Origin of the sequence: Novosphingobium humi, from assembly GCF_028607105.1 — a bacterium.
Taxonomy (GTDB): domain Bacteria; phylum Pseudomonadota; class Alphaproteobacteria; order Sphingomonadales; family Sphingomonadaceae; genus Novosphingobium; species Novosphingobium humi.
The window spans coordinates 2,190,196-2,208,505 of the sequence record NZ_CP117417.1 but is presented as its reverse complement, the minus strand read 5'-3'; the positions used below and the strand labels follow the sequence as shown (position 1 = coordinate 2,208,505).

Sequence of the window (18,310 nt, the reverse complement as noted above, 5' to 3'; positions counted from 1 at the left end):
CTGGCATAAGCGGCGCCATGATGCGACGTATTCCATCCCTCCTGACGCTGCCTGCGCTGGCCCTTCTGGCCGGGTGCAGCGCGAGCTCTGTATCCCGGCCCAACCTGACGCTGCCCCGGCAGTTTGCCGCCCCGCCTGAGGCCCATGCCGCCGGGGCCGAAGCGCTCGACCGCTGGTGGCTGCTGTTTTCTGATGCCCAGCTTGCCTCGCTTGAGGATGAGGCGCTGGCCCATGCGCCCGATGCGCGCTCGGCGCTGGCGGTGCTGGACGAGGCGCGCGCGACCCGGTCCAAGGCTTTGCTGGCCTATGATGTTCAGGGCAATGCCTCCGGTTCGATCACGCGGGGCCAAACCACGATCAGCGGTCTGGGCGGGGCAGGGGCTTTCCTGATGGCCCCCGCTGGCGCGACCACCACCAGCGCGGGCAGCTTTTCGCCTTCGTGGGAACTGGACTTGTTCGGCCGCCGCGATGCCGCGCGTCAGGCCGCCGATGCCGATCTGACCGCCGCCACCTTCACCTATCACGCCGCGCTGCAAAGCCTGACCGCGCAGGTGGCCAGCAATCTGTTTCAGGCGCGCGGCCTTTCGCTGCAACTGACCGAGGCGCGCGACACGTTGCGCGTGGCGCGCGAACTGGCCGATATCGGCCAGCGCAAGGCCAAGGCGGGCATCGGCTCGCAGGTCGATGCCGACAGCCTGCTGGCCGACCGCGCCACCGCGCAAGCCAATGTGGTCCAGCTTGAGGCGCAGCTTTCCGTCTCGCGCCAGACCCTGCTGGTGCTGATCGGACGGGCGGGGGCGGCTCCTGCAACGCTCGCGGTCGATGGTGCGCTGGGCGCTGCGCCCGATGTGCCCGATGCCACGCCCGCCACGCTGCTGCTCCGCCGCCCTGATGTGATGCAGGCCGAGGCGCGGCTGCGTTCGGCCATGGGCACGTTGCGGCTCGATTCGCTGGCGCTCCTGCCCAAATTCACCCTGCAAGGCACCACCAGCATCAGCGCCATTGCCGGTCCTGCGGGCTATACCACCTCGCTGTGGTCGCTGGCTGCGGGGGTGGCGATGCCGGTGTTCGACCGCGCGCGCCTGCTGGGTGAGAGGCGTGCCCAGCGCGCGCGGGCCGAGCAGGCCGCCATCGCCTATGAAAAGGCCGTCCAATCCGGCTTTGGCGAGGCGCAGAACCAATTGGCCACCTATGGCGCGGATCGCGCCCGCCTTGCCCTGCTGACCGAGGCCGAGGCGCGCGCGCATCACGCCTTTGACGGCCAGAACGCGGGCTATCGCGCCGGCGTGGTTGACCTCACCGCGCTGCTGACGGCCGAGCGCACATGGCGCAATGCGCGCACCTCGCTCTCGGCCCTGCGCGCCACGACGCTGAGCGATGCCGTCAATGTTTTCAAAGCGCTGGGCGGAGGCTGGACCCCGCTCGACCCGAATCATCCTGTGACTTCTTTCCCGGATCAAAAACCATGAACGCCCGTCCGCTTGTTCTCGTCGCCCTCATCGCGCCTGCCTTTCTGGCATTGGCCGCATGCAGCAAGTCCGAGGCCCCGCCGCCCGGCGCCGACACGCCTCGCGCCGTGCCCTTTGCCACGGTGACGCGCCAGCCTCTGGGCGCGGGGATCAGTGTCAACGGCCGTCTTGTCGCGCGTGAGGAAGCCGCCGTTTCCAGCCAGTTGTCGGGCTATCTGGTGGCCCGCGTGCTGGTGGATCAGGACGCGCTGGTGCGGGCCGGCCAACCTTTGGCCGAACTCGACGCCACCTTGCTGCGCGCCGACATCGCCCAGAGCCGCGCCGCGCTGGCCCAGACCCGTGTGGCCGCCGACAAGGCCGAGCAGGAAGCCTCGCGCGTGACCGCCCTCGACCACACCGGCGTGCTGTCCGATGAAGCCATCGCCCAGCGCCGTCTGGCCGCCCGCACCGCCCATGCGCAGGTCGATCAGTCGCAGGCGCAATTGTCCGCCCAACTGGTCAAGCAAGGGTTGATGGTGGTGCGTGCGCCGGTTTCGGGCCGTATCCTGACCCGCACGGTGCGCCCCGGCGATGTCGCCTCGCCCTCGACCGTGATGTTCACCATGGCGCGCGATGACCGTGCCGAACTGGACGCGGAAATCCCTGAGGAACTGCTGGGCGGTATCCATGCGGGCGATCATGCGCGGGTGCGGCTTGCATCGGGCCGGTGGGTCGATGGCACGGTGCGGCTGGTGGCCGCGCAGGTCGATGCGCAGACGCGCCTTGGCCGCGCGCGCATCCTGCTGCCGGTGGACCGCGAGATCCGCCCGGGCGGCTATGCCCGCGCTGAACTGGCCGGAAAGCCTGTGCCGGTGTTGGCCGTGCCCGAGGCGGCGGTGTCCTATGACGGCAATGGCGCCTCGGTGACGGTGATCGAGCCGGGCGACAAGGTGCGCCGCGTTGCCGTCAAAACCGGCGCGCGCGGCGGCGGCATGATCGAATTGACCCAGGGCCCGGCCGCAGGCACGCGCGTGCTGACCGGATCGCAGGACTTTGTGCTGGACGGCGAAAAGGTCCAGCCGGTCCGGAAGGGAAACTGATCCCATGAAGATTTCCGCATGGGCGATCCGCCATCCCATTCCCGTGGCCGTCATCATGATCGCGCTGACGCTGGCGGGCATTGCGTCTTATATGATGCTGCCGGTCAAGCGTTTTCCCAATGTCGAATTTCCGGTTGTTTCGGTCACCGTGACCCAGCAGGGCGCCGCCCCCAGCGAGATGGAGCAGCAGATCACGCGCCCTATCGAGGACGCGCTGACCGGCATTGCGGGCCTGCGCCACACGACATCGAACGTCCGGCTGGGGTCTTCGAGCACCAGCGCCGAGTTTGAAATCGGCACCGACATGCAAAAGGCGGTCGAGGATGTGCGCACCGCCGTGGAGCGCACCCGCCCCGTTCTGCCCCAGGGCATTGATGCGCCCAGCGTGCAGCGCGTCGATATGTCCTCGGCCCCGATCCTGACCTATGCGGTCAGCGCGCCGGGGATGAGCGCGGTCGATCTGTCATGGTTTGTCGATGACACTGTGGCCCGCGCGCTTCAGGCCCAGCGCGGCGTGGCACAGGTCAAGCGTATCGGCGGGGTGGCGCGCGAGATCAATGTCACGCTTGACCCCGATCGGATGACCGCGCACGGCGTGACGGCCTCCTCGATCAGCACCGCTCTGGCGCAATTCCACCGCGACGACAGCGGCGGCCGCGCCGAGGCGGGCGGGCGCGAACAGACGATCCGCGTGCTGGGTTCGTCGGCTACGGTCGATCAACTGCGCGAACTGAATATTCCGATCAGCGCGACGCAATATGTCCGCCTTGGCGATCTGGCCACGATCACCGACAGCCATGCCGAAGAGCGCGGCTTTGCCCGCCTCAACGGCCACCCGGCCATCGCCTTTCAGGTGAGCAAGACCACGGCGGCCAGCGACGTTTCGGTCGAGGACGGGGTGGATCGCGCGATTGCCAGACTGGCGGCCGAGAACAAGGGCATTGTAATCACCAAGGTCGTCTCGACCGTCACCGACACGCGCAATTCCTATCAGGCCACGGTCCATGTCCTGATCGAAGGCATGTTGCTGGCCGCGCTGGTGGTGTTCCTGTTCCTGCGCGATTGGCGCGCGACGGTGATTGCCGCGCTGGCCATGCCTTTGTCGCTGGTGCCCACCTTTGGCGCGATGATCCTGTTCGGGTTCAGCCTGAATATCATCACGCTGCTGGGTCTGACTTTGGTGATCGGCATTCTGGTCGATGATGCTATTGTGGAAATCGAGAATATCCAGAAACGCATCGAGGGTGGGGCATCGCCCTATCGCGCCTCGCTGATCGGGGCCGATGCCATCGGGCTTGCGGTGGTGGCGACCACGGCAACGATCATCGTGGTCTTTGCGCCAGTCTCCTTCATGGGCGGCCAATCGGGCCAGTTCTTCCGCGAATTCGGGCTGACCGTGGCGGTGGCGGTATTCTTCTCGCTGCTGGTGGCGCGTTTTGTCACCCCCTTGATGGCGGCCTATTTCCTTAAACCTTCCACCCACAGCGAGCCGCCACACCGGCTGCGCGGGGCCTATCCCAAGGTTTTGGACTGGGCGCTGGCCAATCCCAAATCGACGGTGGGCATCGGCATCGGCGTGTTTGTCGGCGCGCTGGCGATCGCGGCCACGATCCCCATCGGTTTTCAGCCGACCGGCGATCCGGGCTATTTCTACCTCTCGATGCAGGGCACGGCGGGCGCCACCCATGACACGATGGACAATGCCGTACGCGATGTGACCGCGCGGCTGCGCAAATTGCCCGATGTCGAGCGCGTCTTTGCCCAGGTCGGTTCGACCACCACCAGCGGGCCGGGCGGCGGCGGCAGCGGATCGGATCTACAGACCGGCACGCTGACCGTGGTGCTCAAGCGCGACCGCTCGATGACGACGGACCAGTTCCAGCGTTCAATCACCGGCCTGTTGCGCCAGATCCCCGAAGTGCGGCTCAACAATCAGGGCGGCTTTGGCGCGGCGGGCGTCGAGGTGGTGCTGGCAGGTCGTGATGGTGATGCGCTGGCCCGCGCCCAAGCCGCGTTGCTGCGCGAGATGCGGGGGATGAAGACCACATTGGACCCGCGCCCCGCGCCGCCGCCATCGGCGCCTGAACTGATTATCCGCCCTCTGCCCGATGCGGCGGCGCGGCTCAATGTCTCGTCTCAGGCGATTGCGCAGGTGGCCCGGATCGCCACGATCGGCGATATCGACGCCAATGTCGCCAAATTCTCGACGCTCCAGCAACGCCTGTCGATCCGGGTGCGTCTGCCCCATGATGCGCGGGTCGATCTGGACCAGATCGGCAATCTTCAGGTCCCCACGCTTAACGGCAAGATGACGCCGCTGCGCACGGTGGCCGACCTGTCGATCGCTTCCGGGCCGGGCCAGATCCAGCGCTATGATCGCGAACGGCGCGTTTCGGTTCAGGCGGATCTCAACGGCACCACTATCGGTCAGGCGCTCAATGAAGTGTCGAAGCTGGACGCGATGAAGCATCTGCCCGCAGGCGTGCATGAGGCTAAGACCGGCGACAGCGAGGCCATGGCCGACCTGTTCGGTGGGATCGTGGGGGCCATGGCCTCGGGCATTCTGATGATCTATTTCGTGCTGGTGATGCTGTTCCACAGCTTCTTCAAGCCGATCACGATCCTTTCGGCCCTGCCGCTGACCATGCTGGGTGCCTTTGTGGCGCTCAAAGTCACCGGCATTGCCATCACGCTGCCGGTGCTGATCGGGATGCTGATGCTGCTGGGTCTGGCGGCCAAGAACTCGATCCTGTTGGTCGAATTTGCGATCGAGGATGAGCGCGCAGGGCAACCCCAGCGCGAGGCGATCATGAACGCCTGTCGCGAGCGTGCACGCCCCATCGTGATGACCACAGTGGCCATGGCGGCGGGCATGCTTCCCACCGCGCTGGGCATCGGCGAGGGTTCGACCTTCCGCCAGCCCATGGCGATTGCGGTGATCGGCGGGCTGATCAGCTCGACCATGCTCTCGCTGGTGATGGTGCCGGTGGTCTATGAATTGATCGATACGCTGGAAATGCGGTTGCGTCCGCGTCTGGCGCGCCTGATCACTCCGCGGGCGCCGGGCGATGATGATCCCATCGAGCCGGGGCAGGTTACCGTGGTCAGCGCAACGCCGGACCGGGCCTGAGGCGCAGGCCTCAAGCCCGGTCCAGGTGTCGCGCTCTGCACCGATGGCCAGACCCGCGCTGGCGCCGATGCGGATGATCTGGCCGCGATAGCCATAGGTTTTCATCATCGCGCGCAGCACCCGATTCACCGCGCGGCGCGCATCGGCACCATCAATGTTGCGCAGGATGACTGCCAATGCATCGCCGCCAAGGCGCACCACCGCATCATCATGGCGCACCAGTTGCCGCCTCGACCAGAACGGCATTGCCCGCGCCATGGCCATAGGCATCATCGGCCTGTTTGAGATGGTCCAGATCGAGCAAGATGATGCCCACCGTGCTCAGATCCGCGGCGGTAATGGTTTTCGCATAGCGCTTCATGCCCCGCCGGTTCGGCAATCCGGTCACCGCATCGGTCGAGGCCTTTTTTCCCCGTTCGGCCACGGATCGCAAGGCCATTCCGGGCGGGCCGCAAGTCGATGGTCGGCTCCGACCCGATGGCGGGGCCAATGGGGTGTTTGTGCATAGTTTGCCTTGCCTTGGTGGGGCTTATGGTCCTAGTCGCCCGTCTGAATGGGATTGCGGCGATTGGGGCTGCGGCGGCGCTTGATTGCCGCAACCCGATCGCAGGAAGGCAAAGGGATCAGCATGTTCAGTTTCTTGAAGCGGTTTTTCGGCAACATGGTTCGCAAGGTGCAAAACCTGCCCATGGACCCGGATCAGGCGACCTTGCAGGAAACGCCCCCTTCGGCGGGTTTACCGCCGGTCGAGCCTGCGTGCGCGCCGGTGATCGATGCCGAAGCGCCGCCGCCTGTGTTCGCGCCCGCGCCCGCCTTTGCCCCCGCGCCTGCGACGATTTCGGAGGATTTCCTGCGCGGCTCGATCTTTGACGATGACGAGGAAGAGGAGGTGTTGCCCGGCGACAAGCCCAATCTTGGCATGGTGCCCAGCATCGGCAATCCCAACGCCTATATGATCGGGCTGGTGGGCGAGGATCAGCATCGCGAGGCGGTCAACAGCCTGACCGAGGGCATGCCCATCACGCTGCAGCTGGAGCCGGACAATCCGCATGATCCCTCGGCCATTGCGGCGGTGGATCGCTATGGCCGCGTCATCGGCTATATCGGCCATGACTGCTGGCTGCGCGAGGCTGTCTATGGGGGCGGTTCGGGCTTTTCGGCCTGGGTGCTGGCGGTCGAAATGGGCGACCGGGGCTATCGCGAGGTGGTGCTTGAGGTGGAACCCAGCGAGCGGCCGCTGCGCGAAAGGTCTTATCAGGGCTGAGCGACATAGCGCGCAGGCACAAAAAAGCGCCCCGCCGGATGGACGGGGCGCTTTCTTTTTGGCTGATTACCAGTTCAGGCTCAGCTTGGCATAGAGATAGCGGCCGTTGAAACCCCACGGCGAATAGTAGGGGAACGCCACGCCGCCATTGGTGGCCAGCAGATTGGCCGGCGTCTTGGTCGGATAGATGTCGAACACATTGTTCGCGCCCACCGACAGGCTTGCCATCGGCAGCACCTTGTAGCGCGCCTCCAGATCGATGATCGTCTTGCGCCCGGTGCTCAGGTCACCGGCGGCCGTCGAGGACGGCTGGATCACATTGCCGTAATAGGACGCACGGGCCGTCGCGCCCAGCTTGTCAAACGACCAGTCGACCGAACCGACCAGCTTTTCACCCGGCGTGCCCTCGGTGATCGTCAGGATGCGCTGGCGCGCAAACAGCGTCGAGAGCGACGAGGTGGGATAGCTGTCAACGGTGATCTTGTTGATGTTGGCCGCCGCCGTCAGGTCAAAGATACCCACCGAAGCGGTGCGCAGCTTGTAATGCCCCACGATGTCCACACCCTTGGTCGTGGTGTGCAGACCATTGATGAAGAAGCGGGCGGCGGTCACCCCATAGGTCGCCTGATCAGCCGACGAGAGCGGGATGTTTTCCGACAGGCCAAGCTGGTCGCGGATCTTGATGATGTAACCGTCGATGGTCAGATCAAAGCCGCCCTTGCGGAACACCGCGCCCGCCGAGAAGTTGGTCGACTTTTCAGGCCGCAGCGCCTGACCGCCCAGCGAACGCGCAATGGCGCTGGTCGAGGGGAAGGTGCCGGTTTCCACGATGGTCGGCACGGTCTGGCCGGGCAGCGTGGTCAGGACCGAAGCGGTTGAGGTGAAATACTGCTGCTGCAGCGAAGGGGCGCGGAAGCCGGTCGACACCGTGCCGCGCAGCGCGAACCAGTCGGCAATGTCGGCGCGGGCCGAAAGCTTGCCGGTGGCAATGTCGCCAAAGTCGGAATAATGTTCGCCGCGAACAGCCGCGCCAAAGGTGAAGATGCTGGGCAGCTTGGCTTCGAGGTCAAGATAGACCGCGTTGCTGATACGGCTGACCTTCAGAGCGTTGCCCGCCTGGAAGCCGATGAAGCCCTGCGCGCCGCTGGTCAGGCTGCTCGATGCACCCGGCGCGCGGTTGTACGAGGTAGGCTCGCCCGCGATGATGCGATAACCTTCGCGGCGCACTTCGACGCCCCAGGCCACGTTCAGGTCCGTGCCGCCCAGCTTGTAGAGCTTGGCCAGATCCATGCCGCCCAGCGCCTGATCATAGATCATCGCGCCGTCATAGAAGCTGGTCTGCGAGGCCGCGCCATAGGTCGAGTTGAGCGAACCCTGGGTGCGGTAATCGATACGGTTGCGGCCATAGGAAGCCTTGATCGTCGCATTCCAGTCGCCCATCTGGCCGCGCACACCCGCCGTGACGGTCAGGTCCTTCGACAGAACCTTGATCTGGGGCAGGAAGCCGTCGGGATAAATCGCCAGAACGTTATTGACGTTGCCCGGCTCACGCGCAAAGGCCGAGCTGGTGCTGTCGCGGAACTGATAACCGCCAAAGGCAAACGCGGTCCAGTTGGTGTCGCCGATCGGCAGCGCGGCGTTGACATAGCCGGTGCCCTGCAGAACCTTGGGATCGCCGATGCGCGAACGCACCACCGCCGGCGATGCCGGATTGGCGGTGGTCGTGCGCGTGTCGAGGTCCGAACGGCCCGTCAGGCCGCGATCGAGATATTCGCCCGTGACGGTCAGGAAGCCGCCGTTGTTGCCCAGCTTGAAGCCCTGCCACGCGCCCAGCGTCAGCGTGCCGCCGTCCGAGATGTGACGCGAGGAGCGCGCACCGTTGAACTGGGTTTCATACTGGCCATACGATGCGGTCGCGCCGCCGCCGTGGCTGGCTTCGCGCAGGCGCAGGTTCATCACGCCCGCGATGGCGTCCGAACCATATTGCGCCGAGGCGCCGTCGCGCAGCACTTCGACCTGCGAGAGGGCAAGGGTGGGGATGGTGTTGAGGTCAACTGCGGCCGAACCGCGACCCACCGAGCCGTTGACGTTGAGCAGCGCCGCGGTATGGCCGCGCACGCCGTTGATCAGCACCAGCGTCTGGTCGGGCGAGAGGCCGCGCAGCGTGGCGGGACGGATCGAGTCGGTGCCGTCGGTGCCGGCCGGACGCGGGAAATCGATCGAGGGCGCAACAGCAGCCAGCGAAGCACCCAATTCGGTCGAGCCCTGACGCGAAAGCGTGTCAAGCGAGAGCACATCGACGGGGGCGACAGTGTCGAGCTTGGTGCGGTTCTGGGCGCGGGTGCCGGTCACGACGATGGTGTTGTCGCTGTTCTGGTCTGCGGCCCATGCGGGGGTGCTGACGGCCACCGCCAATGCGGAGCCGACGCCAGCCAGAAGGGCTTGGCGGAAGTGGGTCATAGGAATGTCCTCATTCACTTGGCGAAGAAATTTATGTTTATCCGGCTGCCTGCCGCAGGCGACCTGCAGCCGGGGTCTTCCCTAGACCCCGATTGTCCCGCTGGACAACCGGCAAAACAGGGCAAGCTGTCATGGAATCGTCATCAAGCGGAAAAAGACGTACAAGGTGACATTTTTGCCGCATCTTTTTGGTATCTTGACCCGTTTTTGCCGTCTTTCTGCGTAAATGGCGATTTGCAATATGGATAGAAGCAGCGCTTGCTTGAAGGCGGGGGGCGGTTTGTCGCGCCCTGTTCAGCCCAGCACGATGGTGTCGCCCCGCGCCTCATAGGTCGCGCTCAGCCCGGCTTCCTCATTGCACCAGCGCATATAGGCCAGCACCTTTGCAAAGCGCGGATCGGTGGCGGGCAGGGGCTCGGCCTGCGCATCATCATTGATGAAGGCGGGGCGAAAGGCGGTGCGGGCGATGCCCTTAGGCGTCAGGTCGCATTCCACGATCATGGTCATGCGGCTGTCGGGCGGGAAATTATACATGCTCTCGAAATCGGGCTCCCATTCGGGGGCCAGTTTCTGGATCTCCCTAAAGCCCTTGGACTGCGCATGTTCGCGCGTCATCGGCAGGTCGATGGCGAAATTGCCCAGACTGTAGAAGATCGGCCGCCCGCGGTACATGTCCACGCCTTTCAGGATATGGGCATGGTGGCCAAGGATGATGTCGGCCCCCGCGTCGATCACCGCGTGGCCCACCTCGAACTGATAATCGGCAATCGTGGCGGGCACGAAATGGATGCCCCAATGCAGCGAGGCCACCACCACATCGGCCTGCGCCCTCGCGCTGCGCACATCGGCCAGAAAAGCGGCCAGATCATCGGCATGGGCATAGGTGTGGATGCGGGCAGGGGTGCCGGGCTGGTCGATCTCGATCTGTTCATACAGCGTGTGGGCGCGCATGGGCACGCATCCGGCGCGGCGCTCCTCGGCCCAGAAGCCGGGCGGCAGGATCGAGCAGGCGGCCAGAAAAGCCACCCGCACGCCGTTCACCTCGCGGATGACCGGGCGGCGTGCCTGCGCGATGTCCTGTCCCACGCCCACCACATCCAGACCCGCCGCGCCCAGATGGGCCAGCGTGTCATTCAGCCCTTCCGGCCCCCAATCCATGCAGTGATTGCCCGCAAAGGAGATCACATCATAACCCGCCTCGGCAATAGCGCGGGCGGCGGCGGGGATGGCGCGATGGGTGTGGCGCACTTGGGGCAGGCGAAAGCCCCTTTCGGAAATCACGCATTCCAATTGGCCAAAGGTGATGTCGGCCTCTTGCAGCAGCGGGGCGGAGGGCGCGAAACATTGCGCCGGGTTGGGGCGGTTGGGGCCGATATCGCCCGTTGCCCGAAACAGGATGGTCATAGCAAACTCCGTGGATTTAGTGGCGCAGGCGAGGGCCCACCGAAAGCAGCAGCACCGCGATCAGCAGCAATCCGGCCCCGACAAATTCGGCCCCGCTGGGCCATTTTCCGCCATAGAATTGGGCAAGGATCACCGTGCCGCCCACGCCCGCCAGAATGCTGGCCGAACGTTCCAGAGGCACGCAAAAGCTGTTTTCCCGCCCGTCGAGCAGGATGAGGCCGGAAAATACGCCGGTCGCGCAGACCATCAGCCCGGTCAGGATCATCGCGGGGAGATGCTCGCTGCGCCACGCCTGCGTAAAGCCCCAGAGCAATTGCGCGCCCGCGCCGCCCGGCGTCCGATCCGTCCATGCGATGACCGCCAGCGAGAGGATGGCGATGGGAAAGGCGACCAGCTTTTCCTCGCTGAAAAAGCGGCGCAGGCGGATCGGATCATCATCCTTGGCCACGCGGGTCATCACCCAGAGGCGGCCGAAATAGCCCGCCGTATAGATCAGCAGCGTGATGAGAGCCAAAGGCGGCAAGGCCAGTCCTCCGCGTGCGCGCAGCGTGTGAAACAGCGCCAGCGCCACCAGCACCAGCGCCCCCCACGACCACCAGTGCACCCGCCGCCCCAGCAGGAGATCGACCAGCGGCGCGATGATCAGAATGTCGCCCCGCATCAGCAATTGCATGAAAGGGATCGAAACATCGCGGAACGTATAGGACAGAGGCACCGTGGTCAGCACAAAGACCGTGCAAAGCCCCGACCAGAACGTGGCCCGCGTGGCCCCCGGCAGTGAGAGGCCGCCCACGCGCACCCGGTGCATCAATCGGCCCCAGCCCGAAATCCAGATGAAGCCATAGGTCGAGACCGCCGCGCTGATCAGCATCACCGGCAGGATATGCAGCCCGGTCAGCGGGTGGCCATGGCCGTCCATGCCGTTGGTGGCCAGATAGCGGGTCAGGATGACATAGGGCAGATAGGAAAGCAGATAGGACAATGTCACCAGTTCAATGGCCGAATGCCTTTGCCCGGTCATATTGCCCATCGTCACATGGCTCTCCCTTGCCATTTCCTGTTCTTTTCGCACGATAGGCGGGTGCGCCCATTGCTGCAAGCGCTTTCAGAATGCGTGCCGCCCGGCTTCGGGGAACTGCACGAAGGATGGTCGATTGCATTTATCAGGCTTGACAATCATGGGGCCATGACCGTCAAACCGCCAGCCATCTTCCAAGCAGGACAAGCATCATGAGCCAAGCCGAATTCCGTCCGATCGTCTATCTCAAGGATCGCTGTCCGTGGTGTTTGAAGTTCCGCCTGTTCCTGCTGGAATCGGGCCTGCGGGGCCATTTCGACTTCCGCGAATTCGCCCCCGGCGATGACCGCGAGGCCGCAATCCGCGAAGAACTGGCCCAGCATTTCGCCAAGCCCAGCTTTCCCACGGTCCAGATCGCGCCGGGCGTGTATATGCGCGAATCCGATGATCTGATCGCCCATTATGCCGACGCGCATGGGGTGGATATAGGCGATCTGCCCACGCTGGACCAATATATCCGTGGGCCTTTGGTCACCATTGCCGAATTGCGGGCCGAAATCGCCGAACTGCGCGGCTGAGCGTCAGTCCTGCGCCAGAAAGGCCCGCAGGTCGGGCATGAAGGCGTCGAACCGGTCGTGATGCGGCCAATGGCTGGCCCGGTCATATTCGATCAGGCGTGCATCGCGGAAATGCCCGATCCGGCCGTCCTTCGCCGGATTGGGCATGTAGCTCTCGCTGCCCTGAATGAACAGCATCGGACAGGCGACCGCCTGCCACAGGCTTTCGATCTCGTCCTGTTGAAAATCGACCAGCGGGAAGATGTTGAGCCGGGGATCGAATTTCCAGCGATAGGTGCCGTCTTCCTGCATGCGCAGGGCATGATGCGTCAGGTGATGGACCTGTTCCTCGTTGAGATGGCCGTTCTTTTCGCGCATCCGGGCGCGGGCCTGCTCCTCGCTGATATAGGAGCGGGGGCGGCGATCGGTTGCGGCGCGGTGCTGGGCCACCCATGCGCGCACCCGCGCCGCAAAGGGCGTGATGGCCAGCAGCGGGTCGGCCCCGGCAGGCACGCTCAGGCCCTCGATATTGACGAATTTGGCCACGCGTTCGGGATAAAGCCCGGCATAGCGCGTGGTGATCATCGCCCCCAGCGAATGGGCGCAGATCGTCACCTGATCCGCTCCGATCTCCTCGATCAGATTGACGAAATCCAGAATGAAGGCGGCCATGTTGTAGGCCGCATCCACCGACCAGTCGCTGTCGCCATGGCCGCGCAGGTCCGGCGCGATGACATGCCAGTCCGCCGCCAGTTCGCGCGCGATCCAGTCCATCGAGCGGCCATGATCGAACCCGCCATGCTGAAGGATCAGCACCGGGGCCTGCCGGTTGCCCCAGTCCAGATAATGCAGACGCAGGTTCTGGCTGGTGAAGAAATGCGAGGTGGGGGATGGCGCCGCGTTCATGTCGAGGGCCATGGGCGCGGCGGGGGCCTGCGTCAACCGCGACGAAGGGGGCGGCCGGGCCTTGGTTATCGCCTGTGTAACCCATTGCAAGGCGCGCGGCGCGCGTTTAGTCTGACTGCCTGCTTGAAGGGGAAACAGAGATTCTGGGGCAAACTCTGGCCGAGGCGTTTCTTGCCGCACCTTTTTCCGAGGATGGGTGGGATCATGCGCTGCGCGCCCTTGCCAGTGCCACCGGGTCCTCGCGCAGTCATCTGATCGCGATGAATGATCGTCATGCGCGCTTCAACTGGATGACCGACGCCCCGCTCGATTATGGCCAGATGTTTGTCGATATCGAGGCCTACAAGCCGGAGGTCAATTATCGCATCGGCGCGATGGCTGCGCCCATGACCGTCACTTTCGAGTCCGACTATGACGCCTATCGGCAGAAATCGGGCACCAACGAAGTCTATCTGGGCCATGTGCGCGATCTGGACGGCGAATTCGGCTGCCAGTCGGTGCTGATGCAGGGCAAGGGCTCGATGATCGGGCTGGCGATGCTGCATGGCAAAGCCGATGGTTTGTCCACGCCCGAACAGCGCGCGATTTTTGCCGATTGCCTGCCCCATGTGTTGGCTGCGGTGCGGTTGCAGAACGCCATCGACCATCAGGGGACCGAACTGCTGCGCGGCTCGCTCGATATGATGCGCACCGCCGCGATGCTGATTGACGGGGCAGGGCGCGTCTGCGCCTGGACGCGCCCGGCCGAGGATGTGCTTTCGGGCGGGTTGCTCTGCATCGCCGATGGGCAATTGCAGGCCGTCCATGGCGGTTTCGATGCGTTGCTTCAGCGCGCCGTGGGGGCCGCGATCGCCTCGCAGCCGGTGCCCATGCCGGACCTGTGGGTGCCCGATGCCTCGCCGCCGCTGCTGGTCGAGGTCAACCCCTTGCCCTTGCGGCCATGGAGCTTCGGTTTTGCCCCGGCCGCGATCATCACTTTCCGCTCGCCCCTGCGCGGCGATATGCTTGATGGCGGGATTCTGGCGCAGGCGCTGGGCCTGACGCGGGCCGAGGGGGATGTGGCCGCGATGGTGGCCATGGGCCAGAACCGCCAGGCCATCGCCGCCGCGCGCTGCACCAGCGTCCAGACCGTGACCGCCCAGATGCGCTCGATTTTCCAGAAATGCGGCGTGCGGCGCGAGGCCGAACTGGTGGCCATCGCGCTGCAGATCGGGCAATTAAGCCGCAACGCCCGCGAGCCATAAAGAAAGCCTTCCGCAAAAAAGCCTTCCGCGCAGGGCGCACGCGGAAGGCTTCTTGGGAAGTTCAGGGAAATCAGGCCGCGTTCTTGCCTTCCACCACGGTCAGCGAGGCGGGGCCTGCGGTGCCGATGGCGATCTTCTTGGGCTTCATCGCTTCGGGCACTTCGCGGATCAGGTCGATGACCAGCAGCCCGTCCTCAAGGTTGGCGGCCTCGACCCGGACGAAATCGGCCAGTTCAAAGCGGCGCTCAAACCCGCGCTGGGCAATGCCGAGGTGGAGGAATTCGCTCTGCGCGGCGCTTTGTTCGTCATGCTTGCGGCCCTGAATGACCAGCAGGTTCTGCTGCGCGACGATTTCGATATCGGCGGGCTTGAACCCGGCGACGGCCAGCGTGATGCGATAGGAATCCTCGCCCTTGCGCTCGATGTTGAAGGGGGGATAATTGTCGCTCGCCCCTGCACGATTGGCGTTTTCCAACAGGTCGAACAAACGGTCAAAGCCAACGGTGTTGCGGCGATAGGGGGTGAAATCAAAACGGTTCATGGCAAAAATCCTCGTTCAAAATGAGCAATTTTCGGTTTCGTGAAAGCCCTTGTCGGCGCTTTCCATTTGTGGTCATGCCCGGTGCGGCGCATGACACGCATCTTGAGATATGTTAGCCGCGACCTATTTCAAGACCCCGATACACGACAAAGAAGGACTAGCCCGATGACCACTCCCAAGGTCGAGATCTATACCCAATGGGGCTGCCCCTATTGCGTGCGCGCCAAGGCGCTGCTGGACAGCAAGAAGGTGGCCTATACCGAGATCGACGTGACCATGGACACCGCCAAGCGCCGCGAGATGGCCGAGCGCAATCCGGGCGCGCGCACCGTGCCGCAGGTCTTTGTGAACGATCAGGCGCTGGGCGGCAGCGACGATATCCACGCGCTGGACGCGGCGGGCAAGCTAGACCCGCTGCTGGGCCTGTAATATGGCCCGCGTCGCCCTGCTTCAGATGACGAGCGGGATCGATCCCGCCGCCAATGCCGCCGCGATTGCCGATGCCGCGCGCGCGGCATCGGCGGGCGGGGCGACGATGCTGTTCACACCGGAAATGTGCGGTTTGATCGACCGCGACCGCGCCCGCGCCGCGCCCCATATCGTCGCGCCCGAGGACAGCCCGGTGCTGGCCGCCGCGCGTGAGGTTGCCGCGCAGGAGGGCATCTGGGTGGTGCTCGGCTCGCTGGCCGTGCGGGTGGAGGGCGAAGAACGCGCCGCCAACCGCACTTTCGTGATCGATGCCAAGGGGGGTATTGCCGCCCATTACGACAAGATCCATATGTTCGACGTCGATCTGGCCACGGGCGAAAGCTGGCGCGAGAGCCGGGCTTATCGTCCGGGCGACCGCGTGGTGACGGTGGACACCCCCGCCGGGCGGCTGGGGCTGGCGATCTGCTATGACCTGCGCTTCCCCGCGCTGTTCGAGGCTTTGGGTCGGGCGCGCTGTGATCTGATCGCGATTCCGGCCGCCTTTACCGTGCCCACGGGCGCGGCCCATTGGCATATCATGCAGCGGGCCCGCGCCATCGAGGCCAGCGCCTATGTCATCTCCGCCGCGCAGGTGGGGCAGCATCAGGACGGCCGCGCCACCTACGGCCATTCGCTGGCGGTTGATCCGTGGGGCGATGTCCTGCTCGATCTGGGGGGCGAGGCCGCGGGACTTGGCTTTGCCGAGATCGAGCCGCAGCGCCTTGCCGAAATCCGCGCCCAATTGCCCAGCCTCGCCAACCGGCGGCCCATTTCCAAGACGTGATTTTCAATGATTGTGTTTGATCTTGTTTGCCGCGACCACGGGCATCGCTTTGAGGGCTGGTTCGCCTCGTCGGAGGATTTTTCGGGCCAGCAGCAGCGCGGTCTCGTGACCTGTCCGCAATGCGACAGCCATGATGTGATCAAGGCCCCGATGGCCCCGCGCCTGAACCGCAAGAGCAATCAGCAGGGCGTGGCCGTTCCCGTACCGGCGCCTGCGGCCAGTCCGCCGCCGCCCGTCCTCCCGCCCGAAGCGCGCGAGAAATTGCAGGCCGCCTTTGCCGCCATCGCCCAGGCGCAGGCCGAGGCGATCAAATCCTCGCGCTGGGTCGGCAGGAATTTCGTCGAGGACGCGCGCGCCATGCATTACGGCGACAAGGAGCCCGCCCCGATCCACGGTCAGGCCAGCCCTCTGGAGGCGAAGGCCCTTGTCGAGGAAGGGGTTGAGATCATGCCCTTGCTGATCCCTGTGGCCCCGCCTGACGAGATTAACTGAGGCTTTTGTGCGCGCCGGTGGTTGCCAGAGCGCGCGGGCCCCATTATGGCCAATGCCGCGTGCATCCGTAGCTCAGCAGGATAGAGCATCAGATTCCTAATCTGAGGGCCATGGGTTCGAATCCCGTCGGGTGCACCATTTTTTCAATATCTTAGTATGCGCGGTACAACTGTCGGTAGTGTTCAAGGTAACGCGCTAGGTATCAATTGGGGGAATCACCCTCGAAGTTTTGACCCTTTGTTATCCTAACAGCTTCTCTTTAGCGCACCGCTCCAAATCCCATTCGATCATCTGGGTTCCGGTTTCAGCAGGATAGGGAAGCACGGCATTGCCGGGTTCGAATTCCATCAGCTTTAGCTTGGCCAGCACAGCTAGGGGGCAGGAAACCGGCTGCATGATGGCTTCATCATACTTGGCGCTCACAAGGGCCGAAATGCGATCTTGGCTTACCCTGTCGTCGTCGGGGCAGGCGGACCATTCGGCCTCGAGCGCCTCAAGCTGGGCATGCAGCTTCCAAAATTTCACGTTTGCCTCTTGGCGTGATGCCCTCATTTTGGCGTCAAGCAGATACTCCGCAGGGGCGGCGGTGGCGGGGATTGCCATTACCGGCAGGGCAGCGGTTGCGCCCAGGAGCGAGCGGCGGGAAATGGCGAGGGTCATTGCTCCAACTCCCGCCAAGCCGCATCGAATGCCCGGTAAAGGTCGTTAATCCCGCCAGTGGTGAGCTTGGTCGATTTCAGCAGGGCCATCGCCTGCAAGGCAGAGCGCCGATCAGCCACAACGGCCGGGATAAGGTGCTGCCGGATCTTCTCGCGCGTATCGTCGTCCAGCGCATTCAGGAGCGCGGTCATCAGCTCAAGCTCTGGCGTCATGTTGGGCCGCATGGCCAGCAGCTCGCGCGCCACCGGGATCGCTGAACGGACGGATGGATATTCGAATCGCTCAATCGGAAAGCGGGGCAGGGCGGCGCGGGCCTTCATGGCGGCACGGCCCAGATTTTGCTTCACCTTGCGCGGTGCAGCAGTGGGCAGGCGAATGATGTTGCTTTGGCCGGTCGTGTCGGCCGCCCTGTTACTGGCCATGGGCGCGCCTCCCCATGCTGTCCGTGCCATGCTTCAATGGGCGGGCGATCACGGCACCGGCATCCAGCGCCATGGCTTTGTCGGCAAGCGTTTCAAGGAATGCCTCAAGCCCGGCAAGGGCGCTCACCTGGTATGGATGCAATTCGCTGTCCTGAGCGATTGCAAATGCCAGATTGGCCGCCGCCTTGATGCTGGCGGCCAAATCATCCAGCCCCCAAATGTGGTTAGAAGGCGCAACATTGCTTTGGGCGGATTTCGCCCGTAGGGAAAGGTCAGCCATTTTCGCACCTCATATGCGAGTTGTGGTTAGGGCCGACGCATGGGGCCTAATCCTTGCGTCGGCCCGTATTTTCTGACATTATCAATTCATCATGTCAATTGATGATGTTAAAAAATCGAAACGGGGTCGCCC

Annotated in this window: 19 protein-coding genes and 1 tRNA gene; 11 read left to right on the top strand and 9 right to left on the bottom strand. The window is 64.3% G+C overall.

Annotated elements, in window-relative coordinates; genetic code table 11:
• The first annotated feature begins 17 nt into the window (after positions 1-17).
• Genes PQ457_RS10355 through PQ457_RS10345 form a run of 3 tightly spaced genes read left to right on the top strand, consistent with a single transcriptional unit; the run spans position 18 to position 5,678 of the window.
• A complete protein-coding gene (locus PQ457_RS10355) occupies positions 18-1,469 on the top strand; it encodes an efflux transporter outer membrane subunit (protein ID WP_273616801.1) in 1,452 nt (483 codons plus the stop codon).
• Complete coding sequence (locus PQ457_RS10350) at positions 1,466-2,548, top strand: efflux RND transporter periplasmic adaptor subunit (protein ID WP_273616800.1); 1,083 nt, start codon at positions 1,466-1,468, stop codon at positions 2,546-2,548. Before PQ457_RS10355 ends, PQ457_RS10350 begins: the two co-directional genes overlap by 4 nt.
• 4 nt (positions 2,549-2,552) lie before the next feature.
• Positions 2,553-5,678 carry an efflux RND transporter permease subunit gene (locus tag PQ457_RS10345; RefSeq protein ID WP_273616799.1) on the top strand — a complete coding sequence of 1,042 codons (3,126 nt, stop codon included), beginning with the start codon at positions 2,553-2,555 and terminating at the stop codon, positions 5,676-5,678.
• 208 nt (positions 5,679-5,886) lie between these two features.
• Here the strand turns inward: PQ457_RS10345 and PQ457_RS10340 are convergent, their stop codons facing one another.
• The gene (locus PQ457_RS10340) at positions 5,887-6,117 is read right to left on the bottom strand and encodes a diguanylate cyclase domain-containing protein (RefSeq protein WP_273616798.1); all 231 of its coding nucleotides are present in this window, start codon (positions 6,115-6,117) and stop codon (positions 5,887-5,889) included.
• Positions 6,118-6,306: 189 nt separating this feature from the next.
• On the opposite strand from PQ457_RS10340, the gene PQ457_RS10335 reads away from it, so the two are divergent.
• Positions 6,307-6,942, top strand: coding sequence for an HIRAN domain-containing protein (locus PQ457_RS10335; protein WP_273616797.1), 636 nt, complete (start codon positions 6,307-6,309; stop codon positions 6,940-6,942).
• A gap of 66 nt (positions 6,943-7,008) precedes the next feature.
• Here the strand turns inward: PQ457_RS10335 and PQ457_RS10330 are convergent, their stop codons facing one another.
• The gene (locus PQ457_RS10330; protein WP_273616796.1) at positions 7,009-9,402 is read right to left on the bottom strand and encodes a TonB-dependent receptor plug domain-containing protein; all 2,394 of its coding nucleotides are present in this window, start codon (positions 9,400-9,402) and stop codon (positions 7,009-7,011) included.
• A gap of 18 nt (positions 9,403-9,420) precedes the next feature.
• Here PQ457_RS10330 and PQ457_RS10325 point away from each other — a divergent pair, with 18 nt between their 5' ends.
• On the top strand, positions 9,421-9,651 hold the full coding sequence (locus tag PQ457_RS10325; RefSeq protein WP_273616795.1) for a hypothetical protein: 231 nt from the start codon (positions 9,421-9,423) through the stop codon (positions 9,649-9,651).
• Between the two features lie 45 nt (positions 9,652-9,696).
• On the opposite strand, the gene PQ457_RS10320 is transcribed toward PQ457_RS10325, so the two are convergent.
• Positions 9,697-10,806 (bottom strand): CapA family protein, encoded by a 1,110-nt coding sequence (locus tag PQ457_RS10320; protein ID WP_273616794.1) that lies wholly within the window; start codon positions 10,804-10,806, stop codon positions 9,697-9,699.
• Between the two features lie 16 nt (positions 10,807-10,822).
• The gene (locus PQ457_RS10315; RefSeq protein ID WP_273616793.1) at positions 10,823-11,860 is read right to left on the bottom strand and encodes a hypothetical protein; all 1,038 of its coding nucleotides are present in this window, start codon (positions 11,858-11,860) and stop codon (positions 10,823-10,825) included.
• Positions 11,861-12,036: 176 nt separating this feature from the next.
• On the opposite strand from PQ457_RS10315, the gene PQ457_RS10310 reads away from it, so the two are divergent.
• The gene (locus PQ457_RS10310; RefSeq protein WP_273616792.1) at positions 12,037-12,402 is read left to right on the top strand and encodes a glutathione S-transferase N-terminal domain-containing protein; all 366 of its coding nucleotides are present in this window, start codon (positions 12,037-12,039) and stop codon (positions 12,400-12,402) included.
• Positions 12,403-12,405: 3 nt separating this feature from the next.
• Here PQ457_RS10310 and PQ457_RS10305 read toward each other — a convergent pair whose 3' ends face one another.
• Positions 12,406-13,287 (bottom strand): alpha/beta fold hydrolase, encoded by an 882-nt coding sequence (locus tag PQ457_RS10305; protein ID WP_273616791.1) that lies wholly within the window; start codon positions 13,285-13,287, stop codon positions 12,406-12,408.
• A gap of 260 nt (positions 13,288-13,547) precedes the next feature.
• Between PQ457_RS10305 and PQ457_RS10300 the strand changes: the two genes are divergently transcribed.
• Entirely contained in the window at positions 13,548-14,531 is a 984-nt protein-coding gene (locus PQ457_RS10300) for a helix-turn-helix transcriptional regulator (protein ID WP_273616790.1), read from the top strand.
• Positions 14,532-14,601: 70 nt separating this feature from the next.
• Here the strand turns inward: PQ457_RS10300 and PQ457_RS10295 are convergent, their stop codons facing one another.
• Entirely contained in the window at positions 14,602-15,072 is a 471-nt protein-coding gene (locus PQ457_RS10295; protein ID WP_273616789.1) for an Hsp20 family protein, read from the bottom strand.
• A gap of 165 nt (positions 15,073-15,237) precedes the next feature.
• Here PQ457_RS10295 and grxC point away from each other — a divergent pair, with 165 nt between their 5' ends.
• The 4 genes from grxC to PQ457_RS10275 all read left to right on the top strand — a co-directional run bounded on the left by grxC (position 15,238) and on the right by PQ457_RS10275 (position 16,954).
• Positions 15,238-15,501 (top strand): glutaredoxin 3, encoded by a 264-nt coding sequence (grxC, locus tag PQ457_RS10290; RefSeq protein WP_168603613.1) that lies wholly within the window; start codon positions 15,238-15,240, stop codon positions 15,499-15,501.
• 1 nt (position 15,502) lies between these two features.
• Positions 15,503-16,324 (top strand): carbon-nitrogen hydrolase family protein, encoded by an 822-nt coding sequence (locus tag PQ457_RS10285; protein WP_273616788.1) that lies wholly within the window; start codon positions 15,503-15,505, stop codon positions 16,322-16,324.
• A gap of 6 nt (positions 16,325-16,330) precedes the next feature.
• Positions 16,331-16,816, top strand: coding sequence for a DUF1178 family protein (locus PQ457_RS10280; RefSeq protein WP_273616787.1), 486 nt, complete (start codon positions 16,331-16,333; stop codon positions 16,814-16,816).
• Between the two features lie 61 nt (positions 16,817-16,877).
• Positions 16,878-16,954 (top strand) — tRNA-Arg (locus PQ457_RS10275).
• A gap of 102 nt (positions 16,955-17,056) precedes the next feature.
• Here the strand turns inward: PQ457_RS10275 and PQ457_RS10270 are convergent.
• The 3 genes from PQ457_RS10270 to PQ457_RS10260 are packed head-to-tail and all read right to left on the bottom strand — an operon-like array spanning position 17,057 to position 18,178.
• Positions 17,057-17,476: a hypothetical protein gene (locus PQ457_RS10270; RefSeq protein ID WP_273616786.1), complete on the bottom strand. Its 420-nt coding sequence runs from the start codon at positions 17,474-17,476 to the stop codon at positions 17,057-17,059.
• On the bottom strand, positions 17,473-17,898 hold the full coding sequence (locus PQ457_RS10265; RefSeq protein ID WP_273616785.1) for a hypothetical protein: 426 nt from the start codon (positions 17,896-17,898) through the stop codon (positions 17,473-17,475). Before PQ457_RS10265 ends, PQ457_RS10270 begins: the two co-directional genes overlap by 4 nt.
• On the bottom strand, positions 17,888-18,178 hold the full coding sequence (locus tag PQ457_RS10260; protein WP_273616784.1) for a hypothetical protein: 291 nt from the start codon (positions 18,176-18,178) through the stop codon (positions 17,888-17,890). The genes PQ457_RS10265 and PQ457_RS10260 overlap by 11 nt, the downstream gene beginning before the upstream one ends.
• Between the last annotated feature and the right edge of the window lie 132 nt (positions 18,179-18,310).

Coding starts and splice junctions, on each gene's coding strand:
- PQ457_RS10330 (WP_273616796.1), bottom strand. CDS start 9,402: ATGACCCACTTCCGCCAAGCCCTTCTGGCTGGCGTCGGCTCCGCATTG.
- PQ457_RS10270 (WP_273616786.1), bottom strand. CDS start 17,476: ATGACCCTCGCCATTTCCCGCCGCTCGCTCCTGGGCGCAACCGCTGCC.
- PQ457_RS10295 (WP_273616789.1), bottom strand. CDS start 15,072: ATGAACCGTTTTGATTTCACCCCCTATCGCCGCAACACCGTTGGCTTT.
- PQ457_RS10285 (WP_273616788.1), top strand. CDS start 15,503: ATGGCCCGCGTCGCCCTGCTTCAGATGACGAGCGGGATCGATCCCGCC.
- PQ457_RS10315 (WP_273616793.1), bottom strand. CDS start 11,860: ATGGCAAGGGAGAGCCATGTGACGATGGGCAATATGACCGGGCAAAGG.
- PQ457_RS10305 (WP_273616791.1), bottom strand. CDS start 13,287: ATGAACGCGGCGCCATCCCCCACCTCGCATTTCTTCACCAGCCAGAAC.
- PQ457_RS10355 (WP_273616801.1), top strand. CDS start 18: ATGATGCGACGTATTCCATCCCTCCTGACGCTGCCTGCGCTGGCCCTT.
- PQ457_RS10280 (WP_273616787.1), top strand. CDS start 16,331: ATGATTGTGTTTGATCTTGTTTGCCGCGACCACGGGCATCGCTTTGAG.
- PQ457_RS10300 (WP_273616790.1), top strand. CDS start 13,548: ATGAATGATCGTCATGCGCGCTTCAACTGGATGACCGACGCCCCGCTC.
- grxC (WP_168603613.1), top strand. CDS start 15,238: ATGACCACTCCCAAGGTCGAGATCTATACCCAATGGGGCTGCCCCTAT.
- PQ457_RS10335 (WP_273616797.1), top strand. CDS start 6,307: ATGTTCAGTTTCTTGAAGCGGTTTTTCGGCAACATGGTTCGCAAGGTG.
- PQ457_RS10320 (WP_273616794.1), bottom strand. CDS start 10,806: ATGACCATCCTGTTTCGGGCAACGGGCGATATCGGCCCCAACCGCCCC.
- PQ457_RS10310 (WP_273616792.1), top strand. CDS start 12,037: ATGAGCCAAGCCGAATTCCGTCCGATCGTCTATCTCAAGGATCGCTGT.
- PQ457_RS10340 (WP_273616798.1), bottom strand. CDS start 6,117: ATGGCCTTGCGATCCGTGGCCGAACGGGGAAAAAAGGCCTCGACCGAT.
- PQ457_RS10350 (WP_273616800.1), top strand. CDS start 1,466: ATGAACGCCCGTCCGCTTGTTCTCGTCGCCCTCATCGCGCCTGCCTTT.
- PQ457_RS10265 (WP_273616785.1), bottom strand. CDS start 17,898: ATGGCCAGTAACAGGGCGGCCGACACGACCGGCCAAAGCAACATCATT.
- PQ457_RS10345 (WP_273616799.1), top strand. CDS start 2,553: ATGAAGATTTCCGCATGGGCGATCCGCCATCCCATTCCCGTGGCCGTC.
- PQ457_RS10260 (WP_273616784.1), bottom strand. CDS start 18,178: ATGGCTGACCTTTCCCTACGGGCGAAATCCGCCCAAAGCAATGTTGCG.